This window comes from Mesorhizobium zhangyense, from assembly GCF_011045115.1.
Lineage (GTDB): Bacteria > Pseudomonadota > Alphaproteobacteria > Rhizobiales > Rhizobiaceae > Mesorhizobium_M > Mesorhizobium_M zhangyense.
In genome coordinates this window covers 479,287-501,985 of record NZ_JAAKZG010000005.1, presented here as the reverse complement: position 1 = coordinate 501,985, position 22,699 = coordinate 479,287, and the positions used below count along the sequence as shown (strand labels likewise).

23 protein-coding genes and 1 tRNA gene are annotated in these 22,699 nt (G+C 63.2%); 13 read left to right on the top strand and 11 right to left on the bottom strand.

Annotation, left to right across the window (positions count from 1 at the left end; translation table 11 throughout):
• Positions 1–68: 68 nt before the first annotated feature.
• The 3 genes from G6N74_RS15320 to G6N74_RS15310 are packed head-to-tail and all read right to left on the bottom strand — an operon-like array spanning position 69 to position 2,730.
• On the bottom strand, positions 69–983 hold the full coding sequence (locus G6N74_RS15320) for an HlyC/CorC family transporter (RefSeq protein WP_165118754.1): 915 nt from the start codon (positions 981–983) through the stop codon (positions 69–71).
• Positions 980–2,110, bottom strand: a complete 1,131-nt coding sequence (gene aroB / locus G6N74_RS15315) for a 3-dehydroquinate synthase (protein WP_165118752.1) — start codon at positions 2,108–2,110, stop codon at positions 980–982. Before aroB ends, G6N74_RS15320 begins: the two co-directional genes overlap by 4 nt.
• Positions 2,107–2,730, bottom strand: a complete 624-nt coding sequence (locus G6N74_RS15310; protein ID WP_246245761.1) for a shikimate kinase — start codon at positions 2,728–2,730, stop codon at positions 2,107–2,109. Before G6N74_RS15310 ends, aroB begins: the two co-directional genes overlap by 4 nt.
• A gap of 95 nt (positions 2,731–2,825) precedes the next feature.
• On the opposite strand from G6N74_RS15310, the gene G6N74_RS15305 reads away from it, so the two are divergent.
• The 5 genes from G6N74_RS15305 to G6N74_RS15285 all read left to right on the top strand — a co-directional run bounded on the left by G6N74_RS15305 (position 2,826) and on the right by G6N74_RS15285 (position 6,706).
• Positions 2,826–2,975 (top strand): histidine kinase, encoded by a 150-nt coding sequence (locus tag G6N74_RS15305; protein ID WP_165118750.1) that lies wholly within the window; start codon positions 2,826–2,828, stop codon positions 2,973–2,975.
• Positions 2,976–2,980: 5 nt separating this feature from the next.
• Positions 2,981–3,904, top strand: a complete 924-nt coding sequence (locus tag G6N74_RS15300) for a site-specific tyrosine recombinase XerD (RefSeq protein ID WP_165118748.1) — start codon at positions 2,981–2,983, stop codon at positions 3,902–3,904.
• Positions 3,905–3,993: 89 nt separating this feature from the next.
• The gene (locus G6N74_RS15295; RefSeq protein ID WP_091909853.1) at positions 3,994–4,944 is read left to right on the top strand and encodes an acetyl-CoA carboxylase carboxyltransferase subunit alpha; all 951 of its coding nucleotides are present in this window, start codon (positions 3,994–3,996) and stop codon (positions 4,942–4,944) included.
• Between the two features lie 211 nt (positions 4,945–5,155).
• Positions 5,156–6,466, top strand: a complete 1,311-nt coding sequence (locus tag G6N74_RS15290) for a L,D-transpeptidase family protein (protein WP_165118877.1) — start codon at positions 5,156–5,158, stop codon at positions 6,464–6,466.
• A 6-nt stretch (positions 6,467–6,472) separates the two neighbouring features.
• Positions 6,473–6,706 (top strand): sulfurtransferase TusA family protein, encoded by a 234-nt coding sequence (locus G6N74_RS15285; protein WP_165118746.1) that lies wholly within the window; start codon positions 6,473–6,475, stop codon positions 6,704–6,706.
• A gap of 263 nt (positions 6,707–6,969) precedes the next feature.
• On the opposite strand, the gene G6N74_RS15280 is transcribed toward G6N74_RS15285, so the two are convergent.
• Complete coding sequence (locus G6N74_RS15280; protein WP_165118744.1) at positions 6,970–8,085, bottom strand: CobW family GTP-binding protein; 1,116 nt, start codon at positions 8,083–8,085, stop codon at positions 6,970–6,972.
• A gap of 15 nt (positions 8,086–8,100) precedes the next feature.
• On the bottom strand, positions 8,101–9,246 hold the full coding sequence (locus G6N74_RS15275; RefSeq protein ID WP_165118742.1) for a D-alanyl-D-alanine carboxypeptidase family protein: 1,146 nt from the start codon (positions 9,244–9,246) through the stop codon (positions 8,101–8,103).
• A gap of 213 nt (positions 9,247–9,459) precedes the next feature.
• On the opposite strand from G6N74_RS15275, the gene G6N74_RS15270 reads away from it, so the two are divergent.
• Both G6N74_RS15270 and G6N74_RS15265 read left to right on the top strand, forming a co-directional pair.
• Positions 9,460–10,623 carry a M20 aminoacylase family protein gene (locus tag G6N74_RS15270; RefSeq protein ID WP_165118740.1) on the top strand — a complete coding sequence of 388 codons (1,164 nt, stop codon included), beginning with the start codon at positions 9,460–9,462 and terminating at the stop codon, positions 10,621–10,623.
• 76 nt (positions 10,624–10,699) lie between these two features.
• Positions 10,700–10,776, top strand: a tRNA-Arg gene (locus tag G6N74_RS15265).
• A 120-nt stretch (positions 10,777–10,896) separates the two neighbouring features.
• Here the strand turns inward: G6N74_RS15265 and G6N74_RS15260 are convergent.
• Positions 10,897–11,802 (bottom strand): prohibitin family protein, encoded by a 906-nt coding sequence (locus tag G6N74_RS15260; RefSeq protein WP_165118738.1) that lies wholly within the window; start codon positions 11,800–11,802, stop codon positions 10,897–10,899.
• Positions 11,803–12,069: 267 nt separating this feature from the next.
• On the opposite strand from G6N74_RS15260, the gene G6N74_RS15255 reads away from it, so the two are divergent.
• Positions 12,070–12,657, top strand: coding sequence for a DNA-3-methyladenine glycosylase (locus G6N74_RS15255; RefSeq protein WP_165118736.1), 588 nt, complete (start codon positions 12,070–12,072; stop codon positions 12,655–12,657).
• Here G6N74_RS15255 and G6N74_RS15250 read toward each other — a convergent pair.
• The 5 genes from G6N74_RS15250 to G6N74_RS15230 are packed head-to-tail and all read right to left on the bottom strand — an operon-like array spanning position 12,621 to position 17,547.
• A complete protein-coding gene (locus tag G6N74_RS15250) occupies positions 12,621–14,078 on the bottom strand; it encodes an aldo/keto reductase (protein WP_165118734.1) in 1,458 nt (485 codons plus the stop codon). The genes G6N74_RS15255 and G6N74_RS15250 overlap by 37 nt on opposite strands.
• Positions 14,062–15,078: a branched-chain amino acid ABC transporter permease gene (locus G6N74_RS15245; protein WP_165118732.1), complete on the bottom strand. Its 1,017-nt coding sequence runs from the start codon at positions 15,076–15,078 to the stop codon at positions 14,062–14,064. The genes G6N74_RS15250 and G6N74_RS15245 overlap by 17 nt, the downstream gene beginning before the upstream one ends.
• Positions 15,075–15,986: a branched-chain amino acid ABC transporter permease gene (locus G6N74_RS15240; protein WP_165118730.1), complete on the bottom strand. Its 912-nt coding sequence runs from the start codon at positions 15,984–15,986 to the stop codon at positions 15,075–15,077. The genes G6N74_RS15245 and G6N74_RS15240 overlap by 4 nt, the downstream gene beginning before the upstream one ends.
• Positions 15,983–16,738 carry a branched-chain amino acid ABC transporter ATP-binding protein gene (locus G6N74_RS15235; RefSeq protein WP_165118728.1) on the bottom strand — a complete coding sequence of 252 codons (756 nt, stop codon included), beginning with the start codon at positions 16,736–16,738 and terminating at the stop codon, positions 15,983–15,985. The genes G6N74_RS15240 and G6N74_RS15235 overlap by 4 nt, the downstream gene beginning before the upstream one ends.
• A complete protein-coding gene (locus tag G6N74_RS15230; RefSeq protein WP_165118726.1) occupies positions 16,735–17,547 on the bottom strand; it encodes an ABC transporter ATP-binding protein in 813 nt (270 codons plus the stop codon). The genes G6N74_RS15235 and G6N74_RS15230 overlap by 4 nt, the downstream gene beginning before the upstream one ends.
• Before the next feature lie 215 nt (positions 17,548–17,762).
• On the opposite strand from G6N74_RS15230, the gene G6N74_RS15225 reads away from it, so the two are divergent.
• From G6N74_RS15225 to G6N74_RS15205, 5 genes are all read left to right on the top strand, one after another.
• Entirely contained in the window at positions 17,763–18,479 is a 717-nt protein-coding gene (locus tag G6N74_RS15225; RefSeq protein WP_165118724.1) for a GntR family transcriptional regulator, read from the top strand.
• Positions 18,472–18,828, top strand: coding sequence for a TIGR04076 family protein (locus tag G6N74_RS15220; protein ID WP_165118722.1), 357 nt, complete (start codon positions 18,472–18,474; stop codon positions 18,826–18,828). Before G6N74_RS15225 ends, G6N74_RS15220 begins: the two co-directional genes overlap by 8 nt.
• 4 nt (positions 18,829–18,832) lie before the next feature.
• Complete coding sequence (locus tag G6N74_RS15215; RefSeq protein ID WP_165118720.1) at positions 18,833–19,882, top strand: aldo/keto reductase; 1,050 nt, start codon at positions 18,833–18,835, stop codon at positions 19,880–19,882.
• A 98-nt stretch (positions 19,883–19,980) separates the two neighbouring features.
• Positions 19,981–21,246 (top strand): ABC transporter substrate-binding protein, encoded by a 1,266-nt coding sequence (locus G6N74_RS15210; RefSeq protein ID WP_165118718.1) that lies wholly within the window; start codon positions 19,981–19,983, stop codon positions 21,244–21,246.
• A gap of 231 nt (positions 21,247–21,477) precedes the next feature.
• Positions 21,478–22,677, top strand: coding sequence for an aromatic ring-hydroxylating oxygenase subunit alpha (locus G6N74_RS15205; protein ID WP_165118716.1), 1,200 nt, complete (start codon positions 21,478–21,480; stop codon positions 22,675–22,677).
• Positions 22,678–22,699: the final 22 nt, after the last annotated feature.

The following is a 22,699-nucleotide window of genomic DNA, read 5'->3' as shown; positions in this document are numbered from 1 at the left end:
CGTCGAACTACCAGATCGTCGCGATGGTCATTTTCGGACTTAACATAGCTCGACCCTGAATCTCAGGTCTAGCGTGGCGCCGTCTCGGCCACCTCAAGCGCCGGCCTGATCCTGATGCGCGTGATACGGTTCTTGTCGCGCTTCATGACGATGAAGCGCTTGCCGTGGAAGGTGAAGGCTTGCTTCTCTTCCGGGATTGACTGCGTCTCGTGGATGACGAGGCCGGCGATGGTCACCGCTTCGTCGTCGGGCAATTCCCAGTCCAGCGCGCGGTTGAGGTCGCGGATCGGCACGGAGCCGTCGACCACGATCGAGCCGTCCGATTCCTGACGCACGCCCTGCACGTCGACATCATGCTCGTCGGCGATCTCGCCGACGATTTCCTCTATGATGTCTTCGAGTGTGACCAGCCCTTCCAGCTCGCCATATTCGTCGACGACGAGGGCAAAATGCGCCTTGCGGCGCAGGAAGGCGTTGAGCTGCTCCTGAAGCGTGGTCGTATCGGGCACGAACCACGGCTTGGAGGCGACCTTCATCACGTCGATCTGCGAAAAATCGTTGCCGACATCGTTGAGCGCGCGTAGCAGATCCTTGGCGTGCAGCACGCCAACGATGTTGTCGGTGGCGCCGCGCCACAGCGGCATGCGCGTATGTGGACTTTGCAGGATTTCGCGCACCACAGCCTCGGGCGCATTGTCGGCATTGACCGAGCGCATGTTCAGCCGGTGGACCATCACGTCCGAAACTTCGAGCTCGTGCAGGTCGAGCAGCGCGCCCATGCGGTCGCGGTCCTGCTTGACCACGCCGCCCTCGCGGTGGAGATCGGCGACGGTGCCGCGAAGCTCGTCATGAGCCGATTGCTGCGGCTCGATCTCCTGCAGTTCGAGACCGAAAGCCGCGAGCAGGCGGTGCCGGAATATCAACGCAAGCGCAATCAGCGCCAGAAGGACGCAGATGACGGCGACTAGCGCTTCAACTTTCATCCCGGGTGATTCTCCCGCAGGAAGGCCAGAACTTCGGATGACGGAACATCCCTAGCGATGAAGGACTGGCCGATGCCGTGGGTCAAGATGAAGGTCAGCGCACCGCGCGACACTTTCTTGTCCTGAGCGATATAGCCAAGCAGACGCTCGGCATCCGGCAGGGTGCCCGGAATATCGGCCATGCGCCATGGCAGGCCGACTTCGCGCAGATGCGTCTCGACGCGGGCGGCATCGTCGGGGCTGGCAAGGTTCATGCGCGCCGAAAAGCGATAGGCCAGCGCCATGCCGATGGCGACGCCCTCGCCGTGGACGAGCCGCGCGCTTTCATAGCCGGTCGCGGCCTCCAGCGCGTGGCCGAATGTGTGGCCGAGATTGAGCAGCGCGCGGTCGCCGGTCTCGAATTCGTCGCGGGCGACGACATCGGCCTTGGCGCGGCAGGATTGCGCAATCGCCTCGGTTCGAGCCGGTCCGCCGGAAAACACCTCGCGCCAGTTCTTTTCCAGCCAGGCGAAGAAATCGGGCCGGTCGATCAGGCCGTACTTGGCGACTTCGGCATAGCCGGCGCGGAATTCGCGGACAGGCAGCGTGTCGAGCACATCGGTATCGGCCAGCACGACGCGAGGCTGGTGAAAGACGCCGATGAGGTTTTTGCCATGGGGGCTGTTGATGCCGGTCTTGCCGCCGACAGACGAATCGACCTGCGCCAGCAGCGAGGTCGGCAATTGCACGAAATTCATGCCGCGCCGCACGATGCCGGCGGCAAAGCCGGTGAGATCGCCGATGACCCCCCCGCCGAGCGCCAGAACCGCGTCGCCGCGCTCCAGCCGGGCGGCAAGCACGCCGTCGACCACGTCCTGCAGATGAGCGAAGCTTTTTGTCTTTTCGCCGGCCGGCAGCGTGATCGCTGTCGAGGCGATGCCAGCGCTTTCGAGGCTTTGCGTAAGCGCATCGAGATGGGCAGCGGCGACATTCTCGTCGGTGACGATCGCCGCGCGGATGCCCGGCAGCCGTGCCGCGATTTCCGCGCCGGCCCGCGCGATCAGGCCGGAGCCGATCAATATGTCATAGGCCCTGTCACCAAGTCCGACGACGACTTTCACCGGGCTGTTCGTTCCGCCGTCATTCATTGTGCATTCTCCGTGGCGGCATGGCCCTGCCCGCAAAGATAGGTCACGAGTTCCTCGATAACCTCGGCAGCGATGATTTCCTTGCGCTCGTCGCGGGTGGGCACGGTGACATCGGCCTTGGCATAGATGGGATAGCGCTCGGCCATCAGCCGCTCCATGACGGCGCGCGGGTCGGGGTTTTGCAGCAGCGGCCGCGTCGGCTTCTTGCCGACCCGCTCCATCAGCGTGTCGATATCGGCCTTCAGCCACACCGAGACGGCGTGATCCGCGATGATGCCTTGCGTCTGCGCATTCATGAAGGCGCCGCCGCCGGTAGACAGCACCTGCGGGCCGCCTTCCAGCACTCGGTGGATGACGCGCTGCTCCAGCGCGCGGAATTCCGGCTCGCCATAGCGTTCGAACAATTCCGGGATCGTCATGCGCGATACGCTTTCGATCTCGTGGTCGCTGTCGGTGAAAGGCAGATGCAGAACGCTCGCAACCCGCCGGCCGATCGCCGTCTTGCCGGCGCCCATCAGCCCGACGAACACGATAGAGCGCGAACCGAGCTGCTGCAGCAGTTCGGCCTGTCTCGGAACCGTGTTTTCGGGCGCCTCGCTCATCATGCGGCGTTTCGACATCAAAACCCTTTGCGCGTCAAGGGTTAGGACCCGCCCTTGAAATGACATGAAGGGCGTCCCATAACGGCACGGCACAGGGAGGGCACGACCAAACAATGCCGACCTTATTCCGGTTTCTGGTGACGCTGGGCGTTCTGGCGGGCATTGCCTACGGCGCAATGTTCGCTCTGGTCACCTATGTCGAGCCGAAGAAGGGCGAGATCACCATCCGCATTCCCGCCGACAAGATCAATCAGAAGAAATAGCGACCATGAGAAGCGGCGCACGCATCGAGGCTTTTCTGGAGATGATGAGCGCCGAGCGGGGCGCTGCCAACAACACGCTCTCCTCCTACCGCCGAGACCTGGAAGATGCCGCCGAAAACATCGGCGACCTGGCCGGTGCTGCGACCGAAAGCATCCGCGCCTATCTCGGCGACATCGCCGGGCGCGGTTTTGCCGCGACCTCGCAGGCCCGCAAACTTTCGGTGCTGCGGCAGTTCTACAAATTCCTCTATGCCGAGGGGCTGCGCACCGACGACCCCACCGGCACGCTCGACAGCCCGAAAAAAGACCGGCCGCTGCCCAAGATCATGAGCGAGGCCGAGACCGGCCGCCTGCTCGACCGCGCCGCGACTGAAGCCAATGACGCATCGACCGGCTACAGCGCCCATATCGCGGCAAGGCGCATGCATGCGCTGGTCGAGGTGCTTTACGCGACGGGCCTGCGCGTTTCCGAGCTGGTCAGCCTGCCACTAACGGTGGCGCTGCGCGACGAGCGCTTCTTCATCGTGCGCGGCAAGGGCGACAAGGATCGCATGGTGCCGCTCTCGGCCAAGGCGCGCGAAGCGATGCGCAGCTGGCTCACGGAACGTGAGAAAGTGCCGGCCTTTGCCGAGAGCCCATTCCTGTTTCCCGCAGCCTCCGAAAGCGGCCATCTGCCGCGGCAGGTGTTTGCGCGCGACCTGAAGGGGCTCGCCGCTAGAACCGGAATAACAGCCGCGAAAATCTCGCCGCATGTGCTGCGTCACGCCTTCGCCAGCCATCTCCTGCAGAACGGAGCCGACCTGCGCGCCGTGCAGCAATTGCTCGGCCACGCCGACATATCGACGACACAAATCTACACCCATGTGCTCGAGGAACGGTTGATGCGACTGGTCAATGACCATCATCCGCTTGCCGACAAGACAAGCTGACGCTATGTGGAGGCGAGTTTCGCGGCGCCGAACCTGTCTTTTGAAGGTTCTGGCTGTGTTTTAATTCAGGCGTATTGGTCCGCTCACGCATGTACAATTACCTCGATTTCGAAAAACCGGTGCAGGATCTCGATGGCAAGATCATCGAGCTTAAGAAGCTTGCCGAAAGCGGCGAGGCTGTCGATGTCGCCGACGAGATCGCCCGGCTGGAGAAGCGCTCCAAGGATGCACTGCGCGACGCCTACAAGGCGCTGACGCCGTGGCAGAAGGTGCAGGTGGCCCGCCATCCCGACCGGCCGCACTGCCTCGACTATGTCGATGCGCTGTTCACCGATTTCACGACGCTCGCCGGCGACCGCGCCTTTGGCGAGGACGAGGCCATCATCGGCGGCTTTGCGCGCTTCCGCGGCGAGCCAGTGGCTGTCATCGGCCAGGAAAAGGGCTCAGACACCAAGAGCCGGATCAAGCATAATTTCGGCTCGGCGAAGCCCGAAGGCTACCGCAAGGCGGTGCGCATCATGGAGCTTGCCGACCGCTTCTCAATTCCGGTCGTGACGCTGGTCGACACCGCCGGTGCCTTTCCCGGCGTCGAGGCGGAAGAGCGAGGACAGGCCGAAGCCATCGCCCGCTCGACCTCGGCCTGCCTCGGCCTGAAGGTTCCGTCGATTTCGGTGGTCATCGGTGAAGGCGGCTCGGGCGGCGCGATTGCCATTGCCACGGCCAACCGCGTCTTCATGCTCGAACATGCCATCTATTCGGTAATCTCGCCGGAAGGTGCCGCTTCCATACTGTGGCGCGATACCACGCGTTCCAAGGACGCCGCGACCAACATGAAGATCACCGCGCAGGACCTTCTCGACCTCAAGGTGATCGACGCGATCATTCCCGAACCGCTCGGCGGCGCCCACCGCGCACCCGAAACGGTGATGAAGGCTGCCGGCGACCTGATTGCCAAGACGCTTGCCGATTTCGCCGCCAAGCCGACCGATTTCCGCGAACAGCGCCGCGAAAAATACCTCGCCATCGGCCGCAGCCTCTGATCGTTGGGGAATTACGGCGGGGTTCCAAATTTCTGCCACAAAATTGCCGCCACTTTTTCGTGTATCGCCTGTGGTGAGAGTGGGCTGTTAACCCTTGCGGTAATCAATTTTCAAGGTTAACGGGCATATTGTCCGGTTCCTGGAAATGACCGGACGACGGGAGACGCTCTTCTCGCCGCGACCGATGGAAACGAAGACGATTTTCATGCCGCTGATTGCCAACGTCATACGCGCCGGATTGCTGATTGCCACATTCGCTGTGGCTGGCTGCAACGAGCAGACGACTTTCACCGATCTGTCGCCCAAGGCCAACAAGCAGTTGTCGCCAAAAGTCGTGGCCGAGATGAAGGCCAAGGGCATGCAGCGCAACGCGCCGATCATGGCGCGCGTCTTCAAGGAAGAAGGCAAGGTCGAGATCTGGAAGCAGAAGACCAACGGCCGCTACGACGTCATCGCGACCTATGATATCTGCAAATGGTCGGGCAAGCTCGGACCGAAATATATCGAGGGCGACCGCCAGGCTCCCGAGGGTTTCTATACGGTGCGCCCGGCGCAGATGAACCCGAACTCGCAGTACCATCTGGCCTTCAACATCGGCTATCCCAACGCCTATGACCGCGCCAACGGCCGCACCGGCACCAACCTGATGGTGCATGGCGCCTGCTCGTCCTCCGGCTGCTATTCGATGACTGACGAACAGATCGAGCAGATCTACGCCTTCGGCCGCGACGCCTTCAATGGCGGCCAGACCGAGTTCCAGATCCAGGCATTTCCCTTCCGCATGACTGCCGCCAACATGGCGCGCTACCGCAACGACCCGAACTACGCGTTCTGGAAGATGCTGAAGGAAGGTTACGACAACTTCGAGATCACCAAGGTGCCGCCGAAGGTCGATGTCTGCGAGAAGCGCTACGTTTTCAACCAGGTGCCCGAAGGAGGTGCTGCCTTCTCGCCGACCAGCGCCTGCCCGGCCTCGACCCAGCCCGATTCGCTGAAGATGGCCTATCAGTCCTATCAGTCGACCTATGATGCGGCTTTTTCGAGCGCCATCGGCAAGAGCGAGAAGATCGCACCGAAGCCTGCAATTGCCGGGATCACGGAAGCCAAGCTGGTTCAGGAATGGACCCACAAGCGGGCGCGCGGCGAGCGCGTACCGATCGAGCCGCCGTCGCTGCAGCAGGACGGCACGGTCGTTGCCACCACCACCCGCATGGGCCGCATCGATTCGCCGGCTGGACGGCGTATGGCAGCGCTGGAAGCCGCCGAAGCCGAAAAGAAGAAGATAGCCGAAGAAAAACAGCGCGCGGCAGACGAAAAGAAGGCCGCGATCGCTCTGGCCAAGGCGCAGAAGGCAGCACCGGCTCCCGCACCCGCCCAACCTGCAACGGCCGACGCCGGCCAGATCGCCATCGTACCGCCGGAATCCGCAACCACCGCTGCAGGTGCACCCGTCGAACAGCCGGGCATTCTCGGCAATGTGCGAAAGCGCCTTGCCGGCATCACCAATATTTTCGGCAGCTGAGGCGCGATGTCGGCTGAAGCGGGCGTCTACGACCTCAAGGGGCTGAACTGCCCCCTGCCCGTGCTGAAAGCCCGCAAGCGCTTGTCCGAGATGGTCCCCGGCAGCCTGTTGTGGCTCGAAACCACCGACCCGCTGGCCGTCATCGACATCCCCGCCTTTTGCGCCGACAACGGACATCGGCTTGTGGAAACGCAGGCGGCGGGTGGCGGGCATCGGTTTCTGGTGGAGCGGGGAGCGTAGGCGCTTCGAGGCAGGGCGCAAGTCGGCATTGCCGGCGCTCTACGTTGCCCCCCTCTGGCCTGCCGGCCATCTCCCCCGCAGGTGGGGAGATTAGCTGTGTCCCTGCCGGCTCATCCCTTGCGACGTTGAAAACTGGCGAAAGCTGTCATGAAGGCTGATCTCCCCACCTGCGGGGGAGATGGCCGGCAGGCCAGAGGGGGGCGCGAAGGAACGCAGCCCTTCAGAATTCAGCCGGCCCACAAGCAAGCCAACTACGTCACCCGCTACCGCCGCATCCCGGCAATCGCCAGCGGATTGTCCTCAAGCGCAGCACGATCCGGCGTGTCTATCGCCGGCTTGTTGGTGAAGGCGGCAAACAGGCGCCGCACATAATCTTCCGGCATGTCGAGCGTGATCAGCACCAGCCGCGTGCCGCGAACGGCGTCCGGCCAGAACGGCAGCCGCGCCGGCGGATGCAGGATTTTCTGCACGCCATGGACGACCAACGGCCGGCCGGGATCCTCTGCAATCTCGATAATGCCTTTCAACCGCAGCAGCTTCTCGCCATGCGTGGAGCGCAGCAGATCGAGGAACATCTCGATGGTCGAAAACGGCACCGGGCCGTCGTGGACCAGCGTGAAGGCGCGGACGCGATCGTCATGGCGATGTTCATGCTCACGATCGTGGTGATGATCGTGATCGCCGTGGTGATGCGCGGCATGCGCCGCTTCCTCACCCAGCCAGCGGCGGACATCGGCGGTCTTCGTCGTCGGATCGTAGAGCCCACATTCGAACAGCGCCGCAACGCCCGTCGTCTCGTCGGTTACGTCGAGCAGCGGCGCTGAGGGATTGATCTGGCGCAGCCGGGCGTGAAGCGCGGCAAGCGCCTCCGGATCATCCTGAAGATCGGCCTTGGTGATGACGATGCGGTCGGCCACCGCCACCTGCTTGACCGCCTCGACATGGGCGTCGAGCGTCGCATTGCCGTTGACGGCATCGACCAGCGTGATGACGCCATCGAGCCGGAACGCCTGCACCAGCGCCGGGTGACCCATGATCGACTGCAGCACCGGGGCCGGGTCGGCAAGGCCGGTAGTCTCGACGATGACGCGCTTCAGCCTGGCAATCTTGCCGGTCTGGAGCCGGTCGATGAGGTCGGCCAGCGTATCGACCAGCTCGCCGCGCACCGTGCAGCACAGGCAGCCGTCCGAAAGCTGGATGATGCCGTCCGACGCCTGCTCGACCAGCAGGTGATCGATGGCGACATCGCCGAACTCGTTGATGATGACCGCCGTATCGGCGAGGCTTGCGTCTTTTAAGAGCCGGTTGAGCAGTGTCGTCTTGCCGGCGCCAAGAAAGCCGGTCAGCACCGAGACGGGAATGGGATAAAGCTCGCTCATGTTCAGCGCCCTAGCCTATTGGCTGTCGCCCTGGGCCGCCAGCGTACCGCCAGGTGCCGGCCGGTCCGGGCGCCAAGTCGGGATCGGTACGTCGGCATAGCTCTGGGCAGCGATCGCCGCGAACGCCTTCGGCACCGGGCCGGTCGCACCGCCGAGCCCGACCGCGACGAGGCGTGGTTCGTGATCCAGCTTTTCGAGATAAGGCGACTTCGGACCCGTGGCTGCCTGTTCGCCGGCATCCTCCGAAGGTGCCGCGGCAGTCGCAGCCGGCTTCTTCGGACAAATCTGGTCGCGGATATCGAGCGGAGCCGCAGTCGGGTTGCCATAGACAGGCAGCGTCGCCACGGTTGCGCCGCCGGCATCGGGCATCGCAAAGCCCTGATTGAGCAGATTTGCAGCCGTTTCGGCGCGGCTCACCGCCGTTTTCTCGCCCAGCACGACTGCGACCAGCGTATGCCCGTTGCGCGTCGCCGAGCCGATCATGTTGAAACCCGAAGCGCAGACGAAGCCCGTCTTCATGCCATCCGCCCCCGGATAGCGGCCAACCAGCAGATTGAAGCTCTTCAGCACCTTCTTGCCGGCACTGAGGCCCTCGATGGCAAAATAGGGCGCATATTGCGGATATTCCGTGCGGATCGCCCGCACCAGAATGGCGAGATCATGCGCGGTCGTATAGTTCAGCGGGTCATGCAGGCCGTTGGCATTGGTGAAATGGCTGCCGGTCATGCCAAGGCGCGCGGCCTCTGTGTTCATGCGGTCGGCAAAGGCCGGGATCGTGCCGCCGACATTCTCGCCCACGGCATAGGCGATGTCGTTGGCCGATTTGATCAGCATCATCTTCAGCGCATTGTCGAGCGTCATCACCGAGCCGGGCTTGTAGCCCATCTTGCTCGGCGGCTCGGCGGCGGATTTCTTGGTGACCTTGATGGGCGATTGCAGTGTCAATTCACCCGCATCGATGGCCCGGAAAGTGACGTAAGCCGTCATCAGCTTTGTAAGCGAGGCGGGATGCCAGCGCTGGAACGCATCTTGATGCTGCAGCACCTTGCCGGTGTTCAGGTCGAAAAGGATCGACGGATTGGCCCATGCCGGCGCCGCCGCCAGCGCACCGAGCGCTGCCAGCCCGGCGAGAAGTCCTTTTGGAAAAAAGCTATGCCGCATGAGAAATCCTGAAATCGCCTCTTGCCGTGGTCGCCCCGTGGTCCGTAAGATTTCGGCCCTGGGCCAATATCCGACAGCACGCATTGGCCATCATCGTCCCGCACCCACGTTCATGCGGTGCTATTTAGCTTATGTGACCTCATGATGGCAAAGCATCTGCGATCACGATTGTGGGTAATGCCGGGAAACCATGAACAACGAAAGTCATTCACCATGCCGATCCTGAACCGAGCCGCCGAACTGCAGGACGAAGTCGCCGGCTGGCGCCGCACGCTGCACCAGAACCCCGAGCTGAACTACGACGTGTTCAAGACGGCCGAGTTCGTCACTGAAAAGCTGAAATCCTTCGGCTGCGACGAGGTCGTGCCCGGCATCGGCAGGACCGGCGTGGTCGGCGTCATCCGCGGCAATCTCGGTGCCGGCTCGACCGTCGGCCTGCGCGCCGACATGGACGCGCTGCCGATCACCGAGACCACCGGCAAGCCCTATGCCTCGACCGTGCCCGGCAAGATGCACGCCTGCGGCCATGACGGCCACACCGCCATGCTTCTGGGGGCCGCCAAATATCTCACTGAGACGCGCAATTTCGCCGGCTCCGTCGCCGTCATCTTCCAGCCGGCCGAAGAAGGCGGCGCCGGCGGCCTTGCCATGGTCAATGACGGCATGATGGACCGCTTCGGCATCGAAAAAGTCTTCGGCATGCACAACATTCCCGGCCTGCCGGTCGGCCAGTTCGCCATCCGGCCCGGCCCGATCATGGCGGCGACCGCCGAATTCACCATCACCGTGAAGGGCAAGGGCGGCCATGCGGCCATGCCCCATCTCGCCATCGACCCGGTGGTCATCGGCAGCCAGATCGTCACAGCCTTCCAGACCATCGCCTCGCGCACGGTCAACCCGGTCGATTCGGTCGTCGTGACGGTGACAAAATTCCACGGTGGCGACGCCTACAACGTCATTCCCGAACAGGTCGAACTCGCCGGCACGGTGCGCACCCTGAAGAAGGAAGTCGCCGCAATCGCCCGCGAACGCATCGAAACCATCTGTTCAGGCATCGCTGCCGCCTATGGCGCGACGATCAACGTCCACTACGACGCGAACTACCCCGTCACCTTCAATCATCCCGAGGAAACCGTGATTGCCGGCGACGTCGCGGCGGTGATTGCCGGCGGCAACCAGGTCCATCGCGAAATCCAGCCGGTGATGGGCGGCGAGGACTTTTCCTACATGCTGGAAGCCCGCCCCGGCGCCTTCATCTTCATCGGCAACGGCGACACCGCCAACCTGCACAACTCCGCCTACGATTTCAACGACGAGGTCATCCCGCACGGCATGAGCTATTGGGTGCGCTTGGCCGAGACCACACTGGCGGCATGAACGGCAAAGGGCAGCAAATTTTGCTGCCCAAAACCGTTGGCGAAACGCGCCGAAGCGGCTATGTGTCTTTCCGGTTGGTCCCGTAGCTCAGTAGGATAGAGCGGCAGATTCCTAATCTGTAGGTCACAGGTTCGATTCCTGTCGGGATCACCAATTAATTCAAGAGCGCCTCGGTATAGTGTCCGTCGTCCCGCATCGGACAGGGAGAGGCGCTTTCTCAACATGCGTGGCGCGGCGCGGCCAGATGCAGACCGGCCGCGTGCTCGAAAGCAATCAATCCTGCGCCACCGCCCGCGTATCCAGATTGAGCATCGGAATGCTGCTGTTCGGAAGCATGGTCTGCGGAAGCTGGCCGTTCCAGCGCTCCGCCTGCGTCAGGGCGACAAGGCCGGGATTGTCGCGCAAGGCATCGCCGCGCGCCTTGATCGCCAGGGCTTCGGCGTTGCCGCGAAGCTGGATCGCTTCGGCCTCGGCCTGGGCCTGCAGGCGTACGGAATCCGCCTGGGCCTGGGCCTGAGCGCGCTGTGCGTCGGCTTGCGCATTGGCTTGGGTGACGGTTATCTCGGCCTGCACCTTTTCCCGCTCCGCGTTCTGGCGCAGACGCTGCACCTCGACTTCGGCCAGCATGCGTTGCTCGATGGATTGCTCATAGGCGTCCGAGAAATCGATATTCTCGATCTGCACCGTGTCGATCACGACCGGCCCGGCAACGCTTCGCTGAATGGCTTCGGCAATCTCCTGGTTGAGGCGGCCGCGCTCCTGAATGGCCGTGACGGCATTGAAGCGGCCGAAAACCGTCTTGGTTTCCTCGAAAACCTTGCGCTCGACTAAGCGGGACAACAGCCCATCTTCCGAACCGTACTTTTCATAGACCGTATCGACCTGATCGACTGGAATTCGGTAGTTCACCGAAAGCTTGATGTCGGCCGGCTGCTGGTCACGGCTATAGGCTTCCATCTTGTCGTAGACGACAGCCTTGGACTGGACGGAAACACGCACGACGGCGTCGATCAGGGGCAGTTTGAAACCGAGGCCAGGTTCAGCCGTCCCGGCAATGGCGCCATAGCGCAGGATGACGCCGCGCTCTCCCTGATCGATCGTGTACCACGACCCCATCGCAACCAGGAGCGCTACGACTACACCGGCGGCAAGAACGCCGAGCCTCAGATTGCTTCCCATTATCTGCTCCTTTTTTGAAATGGACCGACTGATCCCTAGGAAAGGGCGACGACCGCATAAGCCGCAAAACTCACGCAATGATTCTACCGACGATTGCAAGAATCGAGATGGCAATCTGCGACGGGGAATGGCGCTCAAACCATCATCATGACGGAAACGTCTTCAGAGACGCCGGTTCTTGTGACTGCGAAGTGGAAGGGAAAGCCTTGCAATGATACGCGTAGCCGCGGACACCTGACGTACAAACCGCAAACTTTTCGGACCGGCATGACCAGTTCATTTTTCGCACGGGACGCCGTGACCGTCGCAAAGGATCTGATCGGCGCGATCATCCATGCCAATGGCGTCGGTGGCATCATCGTCGAGACCGAGGCCTATCGTCCTGACGATCCCGCCTCGCACGCCTTTCGTGGACCAACCGAGCGCAATGCCGCAATGTTCGGGCCACCGGGACGTGCCTATGTCTACCGTTCCTACGGAATTCACTGGTGCCTGAACACGGTCTGCGAACCAGGCAGCGCGGTGCTGATCCGGGCGCTAGAACCGCTCGATGGCATGGAGCTGATGCGCGAACGGCGCGGTCTCGACGATTTGCGCCTGCTTTGCGCCGGCCCCGGCAGGCTTTGCCAGGCGCTCGCCATCGACCGCTCGCATGACAAGCTCTCGCTCGACGGTCCTGATATCCGGATTGAGCCGAGAGCAAGGGATGTCGGCATCCTCGTCGGAAAGCGCATCGGCATCAGCCAGGCGGTCGATTATCCCTGGCGCTTTGGCCTTGCCGGCTCACGTTTCGTCAGCCGGCGCTTTGCCACGGAACCTCAGACAATCGCCTCGGCCTCGATCTCGACCTCATAGTCACCGATCAGATCGCCGGCTTCGATCAGCGTGTTGGCCGGCAACACCTCGCCGAACACCCGGCCATGGGCGCGCGAAACCGGCTCCCATTTCGAGGCGTCGCGCAGATAGATGCGGGTACGCACGACGTCCTCCATCTTGCCGCCGAGCGCCGTGATGGAAGCAGCAATCTTGTCGAGAATGTATGTGGTCTGTGCGCCGGCATCGCCCGGCGCAACGCAACGGTCGGACGCGTGCGTGGCCGTGGTGCCGGAGACGCGGATCATGTCCTTCACCCGCACGGCGCGGCTGTAGCCGGCGATCGGCTCCCAGATGCTGCCGGAGGAAACGCGCAGGCGATCAGGACGCCCGGGCATGGGTTCGGCCTTAAACACCGAGGGGATCGCGTCGAGATGGTGGCTGAGATCGCCCGACGCAGTGAGATAGGGCGGGCGGCGATATTCGTCGCCGCAGTCACCGGGAATAGGGTTCGTCGCGGCGAAAGCCTCTTCGAGCCGCGCTCTATCTTCAGCGTCGAGCGAGAAGTCGAAAATGTTGAGGTTGTCGGAGCGATGCTCACTCTCGCCGATGCGCGCGCCGATTATGGCCGCTGCTACCGCCTCATGTTCGAGCACCCAGCGCGTCGCGACATTGGAGATCGAGACCTTGTGTTTTTTGGCAATCTCGCTGGCAGCTACGAGAATGCCCTGGAAACCGGCCCAGCCGCCGGCCGTGTCGATGAAGCGCTTGTATTTCGAGCGGCTCCAGTCGGCGATTTCTGAGGGCTCCGGCTGGCCCAGCCATTTTTCGGAGAGGAAGCCGCCGCAGAGCGTGCCATAGGCCAGCAGTCTCACTCCGGTCTTCTTGCACAACCCAGACAGCGCGCCGGCTGCCCGCCGGTCAACGAGCGAGAAGGAAACCTGATTGGTGGCGACCGGCACGCCATCGGCCAGCGCCAGCGCCAGATGCGCAGCATCGAAATTGGTAACGCCGATCGCGCCAATCAGCCCCTCGCCTTTGAGCTGCGCCATCTCATGCAGCGCGTCGAGCCATGCCGGATGCTCGAAGGTCCACCAGTGGAATTGCAGGAGATCGACCTTGTCGACACCGAGCCGGTCGAGGCGTTCCTGCACGCCCTCGCGCACGATCTCGGCGGTCATCGGTCCGGGCTCCGGGCACCATTTGGTGAAAGCGACGGGGCGCTTGCTGGCAGGGTAACGCGCCAGAAGCCGGCCTGTGATCACCTCGGCGCTGCCATAGTGGTCGGCCATGTCGAAGGTGTCGAAGCCGGCCTCGGCATAGGCCTGCAGTGCATCCGCCGCGCGTTCGGGATCGAGCAGCGTGCCGCCCTTTTCGAGATCGGCCACCTGCCATAGCCCGCAGACCAGGCGGCTGATGGAAAGCGTATCACTGAGCGCGATGCGGTCAGGGCTTTTGGACATGCTGAGGCTCGTTGTTTTGCGGGATCGAGGTGGCGCGCTTGAGCGGCGACAGGCGGCCGAGATGGCGGGAAACCACCCGCACCTCGCCCAGAATGCCACGCGGGCGCAGGAGCAGGATGGCGCAGAGCGCGACGCCGATCATGACGATCTGCAGCGCTGCGGCGCGCGCCTGCTGATCGGGCGGGAAGATGGCCGACACAGCCGCCGCCGAAGCAGCCCAGATGCCCCAGACCAGCACCGCGCCGAGGATCGCGCCGCGATTGTTGCCCGAACCGCCGACGATCAGCATCGCCCAGACCTGGAAGGTCAGCATCGGCAGGTAGTTTTCCGGCGCAATGAAGCCGATGAAATGCGCCTGCGCGGCACCCGCCAGCCCCATGATGCCGCCGCCGATGGCGAAGGCCTGGAGACGGAACCTGACCGCGCTCTTGCCCAGTGCCAGCGCTGCCGTCTCGTCCTCGCGAATGGCGCGCAGCACGCGCCCCCACGGGCTGCGCACCAGCCGCTCCAATGCGAGATAAAGCACAAGCACGACGACGACGAGCACGCCCAGATTGAGCAGGCTGAAGGCGAGCGGATCGCCGGCAAGGCTGGCGAAGGGGCGCGGGATGAAGCCGATGCCGAAGGGTCCGCCGGTCAACCGCTCCAGATTAAGCGCGCAGAGCTGGACTGCGACCGCGACGCCGAAGGTGGCAATGGCGAGATAGTCCGATCGCAGCCGGATCGTCAGCCAGCCGATCAGGAAGGCGATGATGCCGGCGGCGAGCGCTGCCCCGAGCCAGCCGACGGCGATCGGAAGGTCAAAGCCACCGAAGCGGTTGGCTGTGTCGGGCGTGGTCAGGATCGCCGAGACATAGGCGCCGATGGCGACGAAGCCGGCAATGCCGACATTGAACAGGCCGGTCTGCCCCCACTGCACATTGAGGCCCAGGCAGATGATGGCGTAGGTGAGCGCCATGGTGAGGAAGAAGGCGCCATAGCCGATCAGTTCGACGCTCATTCCGGCCTCCCGAACAGGCCCTGCGGGCGCAGCAGCAGCACCGCGACGAGGATGACGAAGGCGATGGCCGCGCGCCATTCCGCACCGATGAGCTGGACCGCGAAGGCCTCCGTCAGCCCGACGATCAGGCCGGCAAGCATGGCGCCGGGTACGCTGCCGATGCCGCCCAGTATCGCCGCCGCAAACAGCGGCAGCAGGAGGTCAAAACCCATATACGGACGGATCTGCACGAGCAGCCCGGCCATGACGCCCGCGACGCAGGCCAGCCCCGCGCCAAGCACCCAGACCGTGCGGATGACCTTGCGCACATCGATGCCGACGACGCCGGCAAGCTGCTGGTTCTCACTAACGGCGCGCATAGAGCGGCCGATCGCGGTGCGGGTGAGCAGCAGGTGAACGGCGACGACAAGCAGTACGGCAATGCCGAGCGACAGAAGCTGGTCGGGCGTTGCGCGCAAGCCACCGCCCAGAGGCATCGCGATCTGCAATGCCTTCGAGAAATAGGCCGGCTTGGAGGTGAAGATGAATTCGAGCAGGCTGCGCAGGGTGAGAGCCGCACCAAAACTCGCCATGACCATAATGATGACGGCACCGCGCTGGGCACGCAGGCGGCCGAACAGCAGAGCGTCAACGAGAAGCGCCAGCCCGCCGGTGAGCGCCACGGCTAGCACGGTCGCCAAAGGCAGCGACCAGCCGAAGGAGAACGGCCCGATGGGCGCGAGAAAGGCGCCCGACAGCGAACCCAGCGCCCCGCTGATGGCGAGCGCGAAATAGGCGCCCCAGCTGATGAATTCGCCATGGGCGAAATTGGCGAAGCGCAGGATCGAATAGGTCAGTGTCACGCCGATGGCGCCAAGCCCGATCATCGAGCCGGTGATCAGCCCGTCCATGATGGCTTGCGGGTTCATGACGCCACCGCCTTCGACTGATGCCGCGCACCGAGATAGAGTTCCGCGACGATGGGGTCGTCAGCCAATGTCGCAGCCGGCCCTTCGTGGCGCAGCAGCCCTTCGACCAGAATGACGGCGCGGTCGGCGATGGCGAGCGCTGCCTTCACATTTTGCTCGACGAGAATGATGGTGACCCCGGTTTCGTTGATCGCCTTGAGCTTTGAGAAAACCTCGGAGACGATCTTCGGCGACAGGCCGGCGGACGGCTCGTCGAGGATCAGCACCGAAGGCTCGACGATCAGCGCGCGCGCCACCGCCAGCATCTGACGCTGCCCGCCGGATAGCTGGCCGGCCCGCAACGACGGCCGCGATGCAAGGTCTGGGAACATGGCGTAGAGATCGGCGATGCGACGGCTGCGTTTTTCCTTCGGCAGAATGTTTGCCGCCAGAAGCAGATTGTCGTTAATCGACAGCGTCGCGAAGATGTTTTCGGTCTGCGGCACGAAGGCCAGGCCGTGGCGGATTTTTTCATGCGCCGGAACACTGGTGATGTCGCGATCGCCAAGGAATGTTGCGCCGGAATGGATCGGCACCAGCCCGGCGACGGCCTTGACGAAAGTGGATTTGCCGGCGCCATTGGGCCCAAGCACGATGACGAGTTCGCCCGAGCGTATGGAAAAATCGACGCCGCGCACGATGGGCAGGTCGCGCTCATAGCCGGCGACCAGCGCTTTCGTGGACAGGGCGACGGGTTGGCCGGTTGCCGTCATGCCGCCACCCCGCCGAGATAGGCTTCGATGACGGTGCGGTCGCGCGACACTTCGACGGGAGACCCTTCCGCCAGATGTTTTCCCGCCGCCATGACCACCACCCGGCCGCACAGCCGCGCGACCATTTCCATATTGTGCTCGATCAGCAGGATCGACTTGCCGCGCGCATTGAGTTCCAGCACCCGGTCGATGATGAGTTCGAGCAATGTCGGGTTGACGCCGGCGGCGGGCTCATCAAGCAGGATGGTCTCGGGATCGGCCATCAGGATACGGGCAAGTTCCAGAAGCTTGCGCTGCCCGCCGGACAGCACCCGCGCCGGCTCGCTCTCGAGGCCGGAAAGCGTGACGAATTCCAGGAGCGAACGCGCCTTCTCGACGGCGGCTTTCTCCTGCGAAGCGACACGGCCGGGCTGCAAAAAGTTCTTCCAGATATGCTCGCCGGCCTGATGCTGGCCGCCGGTCAGGACGTTCTCCAGAACCGTCATTTCGGCGAATGGTTTTGGGATCTGGAAGGTGCGGCCGACGCCCCGCGCGATGCGCCGCTCAGGGCCTTCATGCGAAACCGCCTGGCCGGAAATCCTGATCTCGCCGGAGGTCGGCCTGAGACTGCCGGCCAGCAGGTTGAACAGCGTCGTCTTGCCGGCACCGTTAGGCCCGATCAGCCCCATCATCTCGCCGCGATGCAGCGTGATCGACATGCCGTCGACCGCACGCAAACCGCCGAACTGCTTGACCAGGTCGCGTGCCTCAACGAGCGGCGCGCGCTTTGTTTCTGTCGAACCGTTCGGGTCATTTGCAACGGGGTGCATCCGGGGCTCATTCGAAATATTTTGATCGGTGATGTTTGATCAAACTTTACATCTTTCACAATTGCAACTAAAAAAATTGACGTTGGCCGCATGACGGCCTCCGATTTTGAACGGCGGACAAGCATGCCCGATCGGAAAAATCAGCACGCAATACGCCCCCCCGGAAATACCGGGCGGGACGGCCTTCGAGACAGTATTTTCGAAGGATCGCTGCCATGAGCCGGCGCGGAGCTCTCTCCCCTGTCGGGCGCGAAACCCTGCATGACCGCGTCTATGCCGAGCTGCGCCGCTCGCTGATCCACGGCCTGTTCGACGCCGGCGAGATGATGCGCATTCAGGATCTGGCCGAGACGCTGCAGACCAGCACCATGCCGGTGCGCGAGGCGCTGGGACGGCTGGTATCGGAACAGGCGCTGGAAGCACTGCCCAACCGCTCGGTCCGGGTTCCCACCATCACCCGCGAGCGGCTAGACGACCTCGCCCGCGCCCGCTGCCTGATCGAAGGGCAGATCACGGCGCTGGCGCTGCCTAACCTTTCGGCGGAGGATTTCGAGCAGCTGAAGCAGCTCACCGTCGCCTGCGAGACGGCCTTTCGTAGCGACGACGGCGACCGGGCGCACAAGACGTCCGAGCTGAACCACGCCTTTCATTTCTATGTCTACCGCGCCGCCGGATCGGCCGTGCTGATCCCCATCGTCGAAAGCCTGTGGCTGCAGTCCGGCCCCTATGTCCGCGCCGCCGCCCATATCCATGACGAGCATCGCGACATTCCAGCAACCCATCACCACTGGGCGCTGATCGACGCGCTGGAGCGCGGCGATGTGAAAGGCTCGATCAAGGCGCTGACCGACGACATCACCCGCTCCTTCAACCTGATACGCGGGCGCCTCGACGCCGACGATCCCGAGGAAAGGGCCGTTCGCCATGGCTGACGAGTACGACGATTCCTTCGAACTTTACGACCTGCGCGTCGAGGTGACGGCCCCCGAAGGGGGCGCCATCTATTGCGGCGCCAAGGTCGGCGACTATTTCGAGATGCGCGGCGAGATGCTGCATCTGCCGCCCGGCCAGGGCTTTTCGATCTATTCACTGGCATCGCTCTTGCCGCTGCTGCCGGCAAAGCAGCGCCCCACCCACAAGAACGACTGGATGACGACCGACGCCGAGGTCGCCTGCCCTGACCCCAATTGCACCTCGCGCTTCCGCATCATCCGCACCGGCCTGCGCCGCTTCAGCCATGCGCAGACAACCGCCGTGCCGCTTCAAGACGATCGAGGCTGAAACCATGCAGAGAACCAGACTGGCGCCGGACTATGAGATATCGCGGGTGATCCGCGGCGGCTGGCAGATGGCCAGCGGCCATGGCGCGCTGGCCAGCGAAGATCCGATCGCCGACATGGTCGCCTTCGCCGATGCCGGCATCACCAATTTCGATTGCGCCGATATCTACACCGGCGTCGAGGAACTGATCGGCCGCTTCCGCCTGCGCTACCGCGACCTGCGTGGCGAGGAGGCGCTGGCCCGGATTGGGGTGCATACCAAATTCGTGCCCGACCTCGAGGTGCTGCCGCGCATCAGCAAATCCTATGTCGAAAGCGTCATCGACCAGTCGCTGCGCCGGCTCAATCTCGAACGGCTCGACCTCGTCCAGTTCCATTGGTGGGACTATGAAGCGCCGCGCTGGCTGGAAGCCGCGCAATGGCTGGAGGAACTGCGCAAGGCCGGCAAGATACGCCACATCGGCGGCACCAATTTCGACACCGACCATATGCTGGCCATCATCGGCGGCGGCGTGCCGCTGGTTTCCATGCAGGTGCAATATTCGCTGCTCGACAGCCGCCCGGCCAAGCGGATGGTGAAGGCCGCAGGCGAAAACGGCGTTTCGCTGCTGTGCTACGGTACCGTTGCCGGCGGCTTCCTGAGCGACAAATGGCTGGGAGTCGCCGAGCCGGACGACGCGCTGGAGAACCGCTCGCTCGTCAAATACAGGCTTGTCATCGAGGACTTCGGCGGCTGGGACCTGTTCCAAACCTTGCTGAAGACGCTACGCGGCATTGCCGACCGGCACGGCACCGACATCGCCACCATAGCGAGCGCTGCAATGCTGACGCGGCCGGGCGTTGCCGGCGTTATCGTCGGCGCGCGCAACCGCACGCATCTGCCTTCCAATCTGGCTATTTCCGATCTCGCTTTGACGGCTGGCGATCAGGCCGAAATCGACGCAGTGCTGGCGCAAGCCAACGAACTCGAAGGCGACGTCTATACGCTGGAGCGCGACCGCCACGGCCGCCACGGCGCGATCATGAAATACAATCTCAACAAGGGAGCTGCCTGACCACCGCGCCTCGGGAGACGGCGCGATACTACGACCGAGAATGAACGATGCAGCGGCCGCGCAACGAGCCGGCCCGAACAAATAAGGGGAATACGAACATGAGGAAAATGCTTCTGCTCACCAGCATGCTGACGGCGCTTAGTGCCTCGGCACTGCCCGCGCTTGCGGCCGATTGCGACATCACCGTCGGCCTCGTCATGGAACTGACCGGACCTGCCGGCGAATACGGCCAGGCCGGCGCGAAGTCGGTCGACATGGCGTTTCGCGATTTCAACGAAGCCGGCGGCGTCAACGGCTGCAAGCTGGTGACCGACACGCGCGACAGCCAGAGCCAGGGAACGGTCGCCGTCGACCAGGCAACCCAGCTGGTCAACATCAAGAAGGTACCGGTCATCATCGGCGGCATCATCTCGTCGGTGTCACTGCCGATCCTGACTTCGGTCACAGGACCGGCCGGCGTCGTGCAGGTTTCGCCGGCATCGTCCTCGCCGACGCTCACCCAGCTTGGCCGCGACGGCAAGACCAACGGCGTCTTCTTCCGCACCATCACCTCGGACGCCCTGCAAAGCGTCGCCGCCGCCAAGCATGCGCTCGGCCAGGGACTGAAGAAGATCGCCATCATCCACGTCAACAACGACTTCGGCGTCAACCTGGTGCGCGAATTCAAGGAAGTCTACGAGAAGCTCGGCGGCACCATCACCTCGGTCACGCCCTACAACGAAAAGCAGGCGAGCTATTCGTCCGAGGCGAGTGCGGCGATGAAGGGCGAGCCGGAAGCGCTCTATTTGATCAGCTATCCGGTCGATGGCGCGACCATCGCGCGTGCCTGGATTTCGGGCGGCGGCCCACAGAAATTCATGCTCAACGACGGCATGAATTCGAGCGAGTTCATCTCCAGCGTCGGCGCGCAATATCTTGAAGAAGCCTATGGCATCTCGTCGGGCACCAGCCCGACCAAGTCGACGGAATATTTCAATGCCAATTACGAGGCCTTCTCCGGCGGCATCAAGCCCGACGCACCGGCTGCCGACCGCTCTTATGACGCCGGCGCTATCGTGGCACTGGCCATCGCCAAGGCAGGCAAGCCTGAGTCCGCTGCAATCAAGACGGCCATCCCCGAAGTCGTAGCCGACGGCGGCGAGCCGATCTACGCCGGCAAGGACGAATTCGCCAAGGCGCTCGGCCTGATCAAGGAAGGCAAGCCGATCAAATATGAAGGCGTCATCGGCCCGGTCACCTTCGACCAGTATGGCGACATCACCGGCCCGTTCCGGCTGTGGCGCATCCAGGGCGGCGAGGTGAAGACAGTCGGCGAAATGAGCGCCGAGGAAGTTACCAAGATCAAGGCCGAAATCCAGAAATAGGGCGACGGTCGTCCCTCTTCTCCGCTGAAATCAGGCATCGCGCCGGCCCCTCGCCGGCGCGTTTTTTTGTGTGCTCGATACCCGGTTAACACCCGGAAAAGCCGAGCTTTTTCCGCCAATCAGGCACGACCCGCTCTTTCTTGAATTCAACCGTATTTCCGTAAAGCATTGCAATTTAATGGAAAATATGATCTTATTGAATGATAATTCAATAAGAAAAGGGGCGCGCCAATGAACCCGCATATTCGTGACGTGAAGGTTCCCAGCGACTGGGACCGGCGCGGGTTGCCCGGCTGGGCCTATCACAGCCCGGCGCTGCTGGAGCTCGAAAAGGAGCACATCTTCCGCAACCACTGGCAGATCGTCGGCCATATCTCGGACGTGCCGAACGCGGGCGATTACCTGACCATGGATGTGGTCGGCGAGCGCGCGCTGATCGTGCGCGGCAAGGACGGCGTCGTGCGGGCCTTTCACAATATCTGCCGCCACCGCGGCAGCCGCGTCGTCGCCGACAATCAGGGCACCTGCAAGAACGCGCTGGTCTGCCCCTTCCACGGCTGGGTCTACAATCTCGACGGCACGCTGCGCGGTGCCGCCCGCCCCGGCAGCTTCCCCGAACTCGACAAGGCCGAATTCGGCCTAACGCCGCTTGAGCTGGAAATCTGGATGGGGCTGATCTTCGTGCGCTTCCGCAAGGGGCCGCAGCCGTCGGTTGCCGAACTGCTGAAACCTTTCGAGGCAGAACTTGGCCACTACGGCATCGCCGATATGGAGCCTTCCTATGGCATCTGGACCCAGACCAGCCCGGTCAACTGGAAGTCGGTGCGCGATGTCGACAATGAAGGCTACCACGTCGCCATGGCGCACCCGGCGCTTCAGGACCTCTATGGCTCGACCTATTTCGACGAACCCTTCGTCAAGGGTGTGTCGCGTTCCTTCGCCACCTACAATCCGCACGCCGGCCGGCGCTGGAGCGTAAAGAACTACGTCAACATCGCGCCCGAGCCGGCCCACCTGCCGGAGAAGCTGAAAAAGGCCTGGGTCTATTACGGCCTGTTTCCCAATGCGGTGATTTCGGTGATGCCGGAATCGGTGCAGTTCTATCAGGAGTTCCCGCTCTCGACCGGCGAGACCTTGCTGCGCGGCGCCATCTACAAATACCGCGACGAGACGCGCGAGCAGGCAGCCGCCCGCTACCTGTCGTTCCGCATCGACCGCGAAACCATGTCGGAAGACGTGCAGCTTTCGGTCTGGTCGAACGAGTCCATGCTGTCGGAGGCGTTTGCCGGCTTCTACCTCTCCGACCTCGAATACGGCGTGCGCACCCACCACGACCACCTGCGCGCGCAGATACCGGTGCTCGATCTGGAGACAGCGCCCGACGAGAAGGAAATGGCGGGCCTGAATGAGGCGCTGCGATCGCGGGGGTGAGTTCCCCTCCCCCTTGTGGGGA

What these genes read in the sequence shown, in the direction of transcription:
- G6N74_RS15285 (WP_165118746.1), top strand. Translation starts at nt 6,473, where the DNA reads ATGTCGGCTGAAGCGGGCGTCTACGACCTCAAGGGGCTGAACTGCCCC.
- G6N74_RS15310 (WP_246245761.1), bottom strand. Translation starts at nt 2,730, where the DNA reads ATGTCGAAACGCCGCATGATGAGCGAGGCGCCCGAAAACACGGTTCCG.
- G6N74_RS15275 (WP_165118742.1), bottom strand. Translation starts at nt 9,246, where the DNA reads ATGCGGCATAGCTTTTTTCCAAAAGGACTTCTCGCCGGGCTGGCAGCG.
- G6N74_RS15235 (WP_165118728.1), bottom strand. Translation starts at nt 16,738, where the DNA reads ATGACGGCAACCGGCCAACCCGTCGCCCTGTCCACGAAAGCGCTGGTC.
- G6N74_RS15245 (WP_165118732.1), bottom strand. Translation starts at nt 15,078, where the DNA reads ATGAGCGTCGAACTGATCGGCTATGGCGCCTTCTTCCTCACCATGGCG.
- G6N74_RS15255 (WP_165118736.1), top strand. Translation starts at nt 12,070, where the DNA reads ATGACCAGTTCATTTTTCGCACGGGACGCCGTGACCGTCGCAAAGGAT.
- G6N74_RS15270 (WP_165118740.1), top strand. Translation starts at nt 9,460, where the DNA reads ATGCCGATCCTGAACCGAGCCGCCGAACTGCAGGACGAAGTCGCCGGC.
- G6N74_RS15280 (WP_165118744.1), bottom strand. Translation starts at nt 8,085, where the DNA reads ATGAGCGAGCTTTATCCCATTCCCGTCTCGGTGCTGACCGGCTTTCTT.
- G6N74_RS15300 (WP_165118748.1), top strand. Translation starts at nt 2,981, where the DNA reads ATGAGAAGCGGCGCACGCATCGAGGCTTTTCTGGAGATGATGAGCGCC.
- G6N74_RS15260 (WP_165118738.1), bottom strand. Translation starts at nt 11,802, where the DNA reads ATGGGAAGCAATCTGAGGCTCGGCGTTCTTGCCGCCGGTGTAGTCGTA.
- G6N74_RS15305 (WP_165118750.1), top strand. Translation starts at nt 2,826, where the DNA reads ATGCCGACCTTATTCCGGTTTCTGGTGACGCTGGGCGTTCTGGCGGGC.
- G6N74_RS15295 (WP_091909853.1), top strand. Translation starts at nt 3,994, where the DNA reads ATGTACAATTACCTCGATTTCGAAAAACCGGTGCAGGATCTCGATGGC.
- G6N74_RS15240 (WP_165118730.1), bottom strand. Translation starts at nt 15,986, where the DNA reads ATGAACCCGCAAGCCATCATGGACGGGCTGATCACCGGCTCGATGATC.
- G6N74_RS15210 (WP_165118718.1), top strand. Translation starts at nt 19,981, where the DNA reads ATGAGGAAAATGCTTCTGCTCACCAGCATGCTGACGGCGCTTAGTGCC.
- aroB (WP_165118752.1), bottom strand. Translation starts at nt 2,110, where the DNA reads ATGAATGACGGCGGAACGAACAGCCCGGTGAAAGTCGTCGTCGGACTT.
- G6N74_RS15230 (WP_165118726.1), bottom strand. Translation starts at nt 17,547, where the DNA reads ATGCACCCCGTTGCAAATGACCCGAACGGTTCGACAGAAACAAAGCGC.
- G6N74_RS15205 (WP_165118716.1), top strand. Translation starts at nt 21,478, where the DNA reads ATGAACCCGCATATTCGTGACGTGAAGGTTCCCAGCGACTGGGACCGG.
- G6N74_RS15225 (WP_165118724.1), top strand. Translation starts at nt 17,763, where the DNA reads ATGAGCCGGCGCGGAGCTCTCTCCCCTGTCGGGCGCGAAACCCTGCAT.
- G6N74_RS15320 (WP_165118754.1), bottom strand. Translation starts at nt 983, where the DNA reads ATGAAAGTTGAAGCGCTAGTCGCCGTCATCTGCGTCCTTCTGGCGCTG.
- G6N74_RS15220 (WP_165118722.1), top strand. Translation starts at nt 18,472, where the DNA reads ATGGCTGACGAGTACGACGATTCCTTCGAACTTTACGACCTGCGCGTC.
- G6N74_RS15250 (WP_165118734.1), bottom strand. Translation starts at nt 14,078, where the DNA reads ATGTCCAAAAGCCCTGACCGCATCGCGCTCAGTGATACGCTTTCCATC.
- G6N74_RS15215 (WP_165118720.1), top strand. Translation starts at nt 18,833, where the DNA reads ATGCAGAGAACCAGACTGGCGCCGGACTATGAGATATCGCGGGTGATC.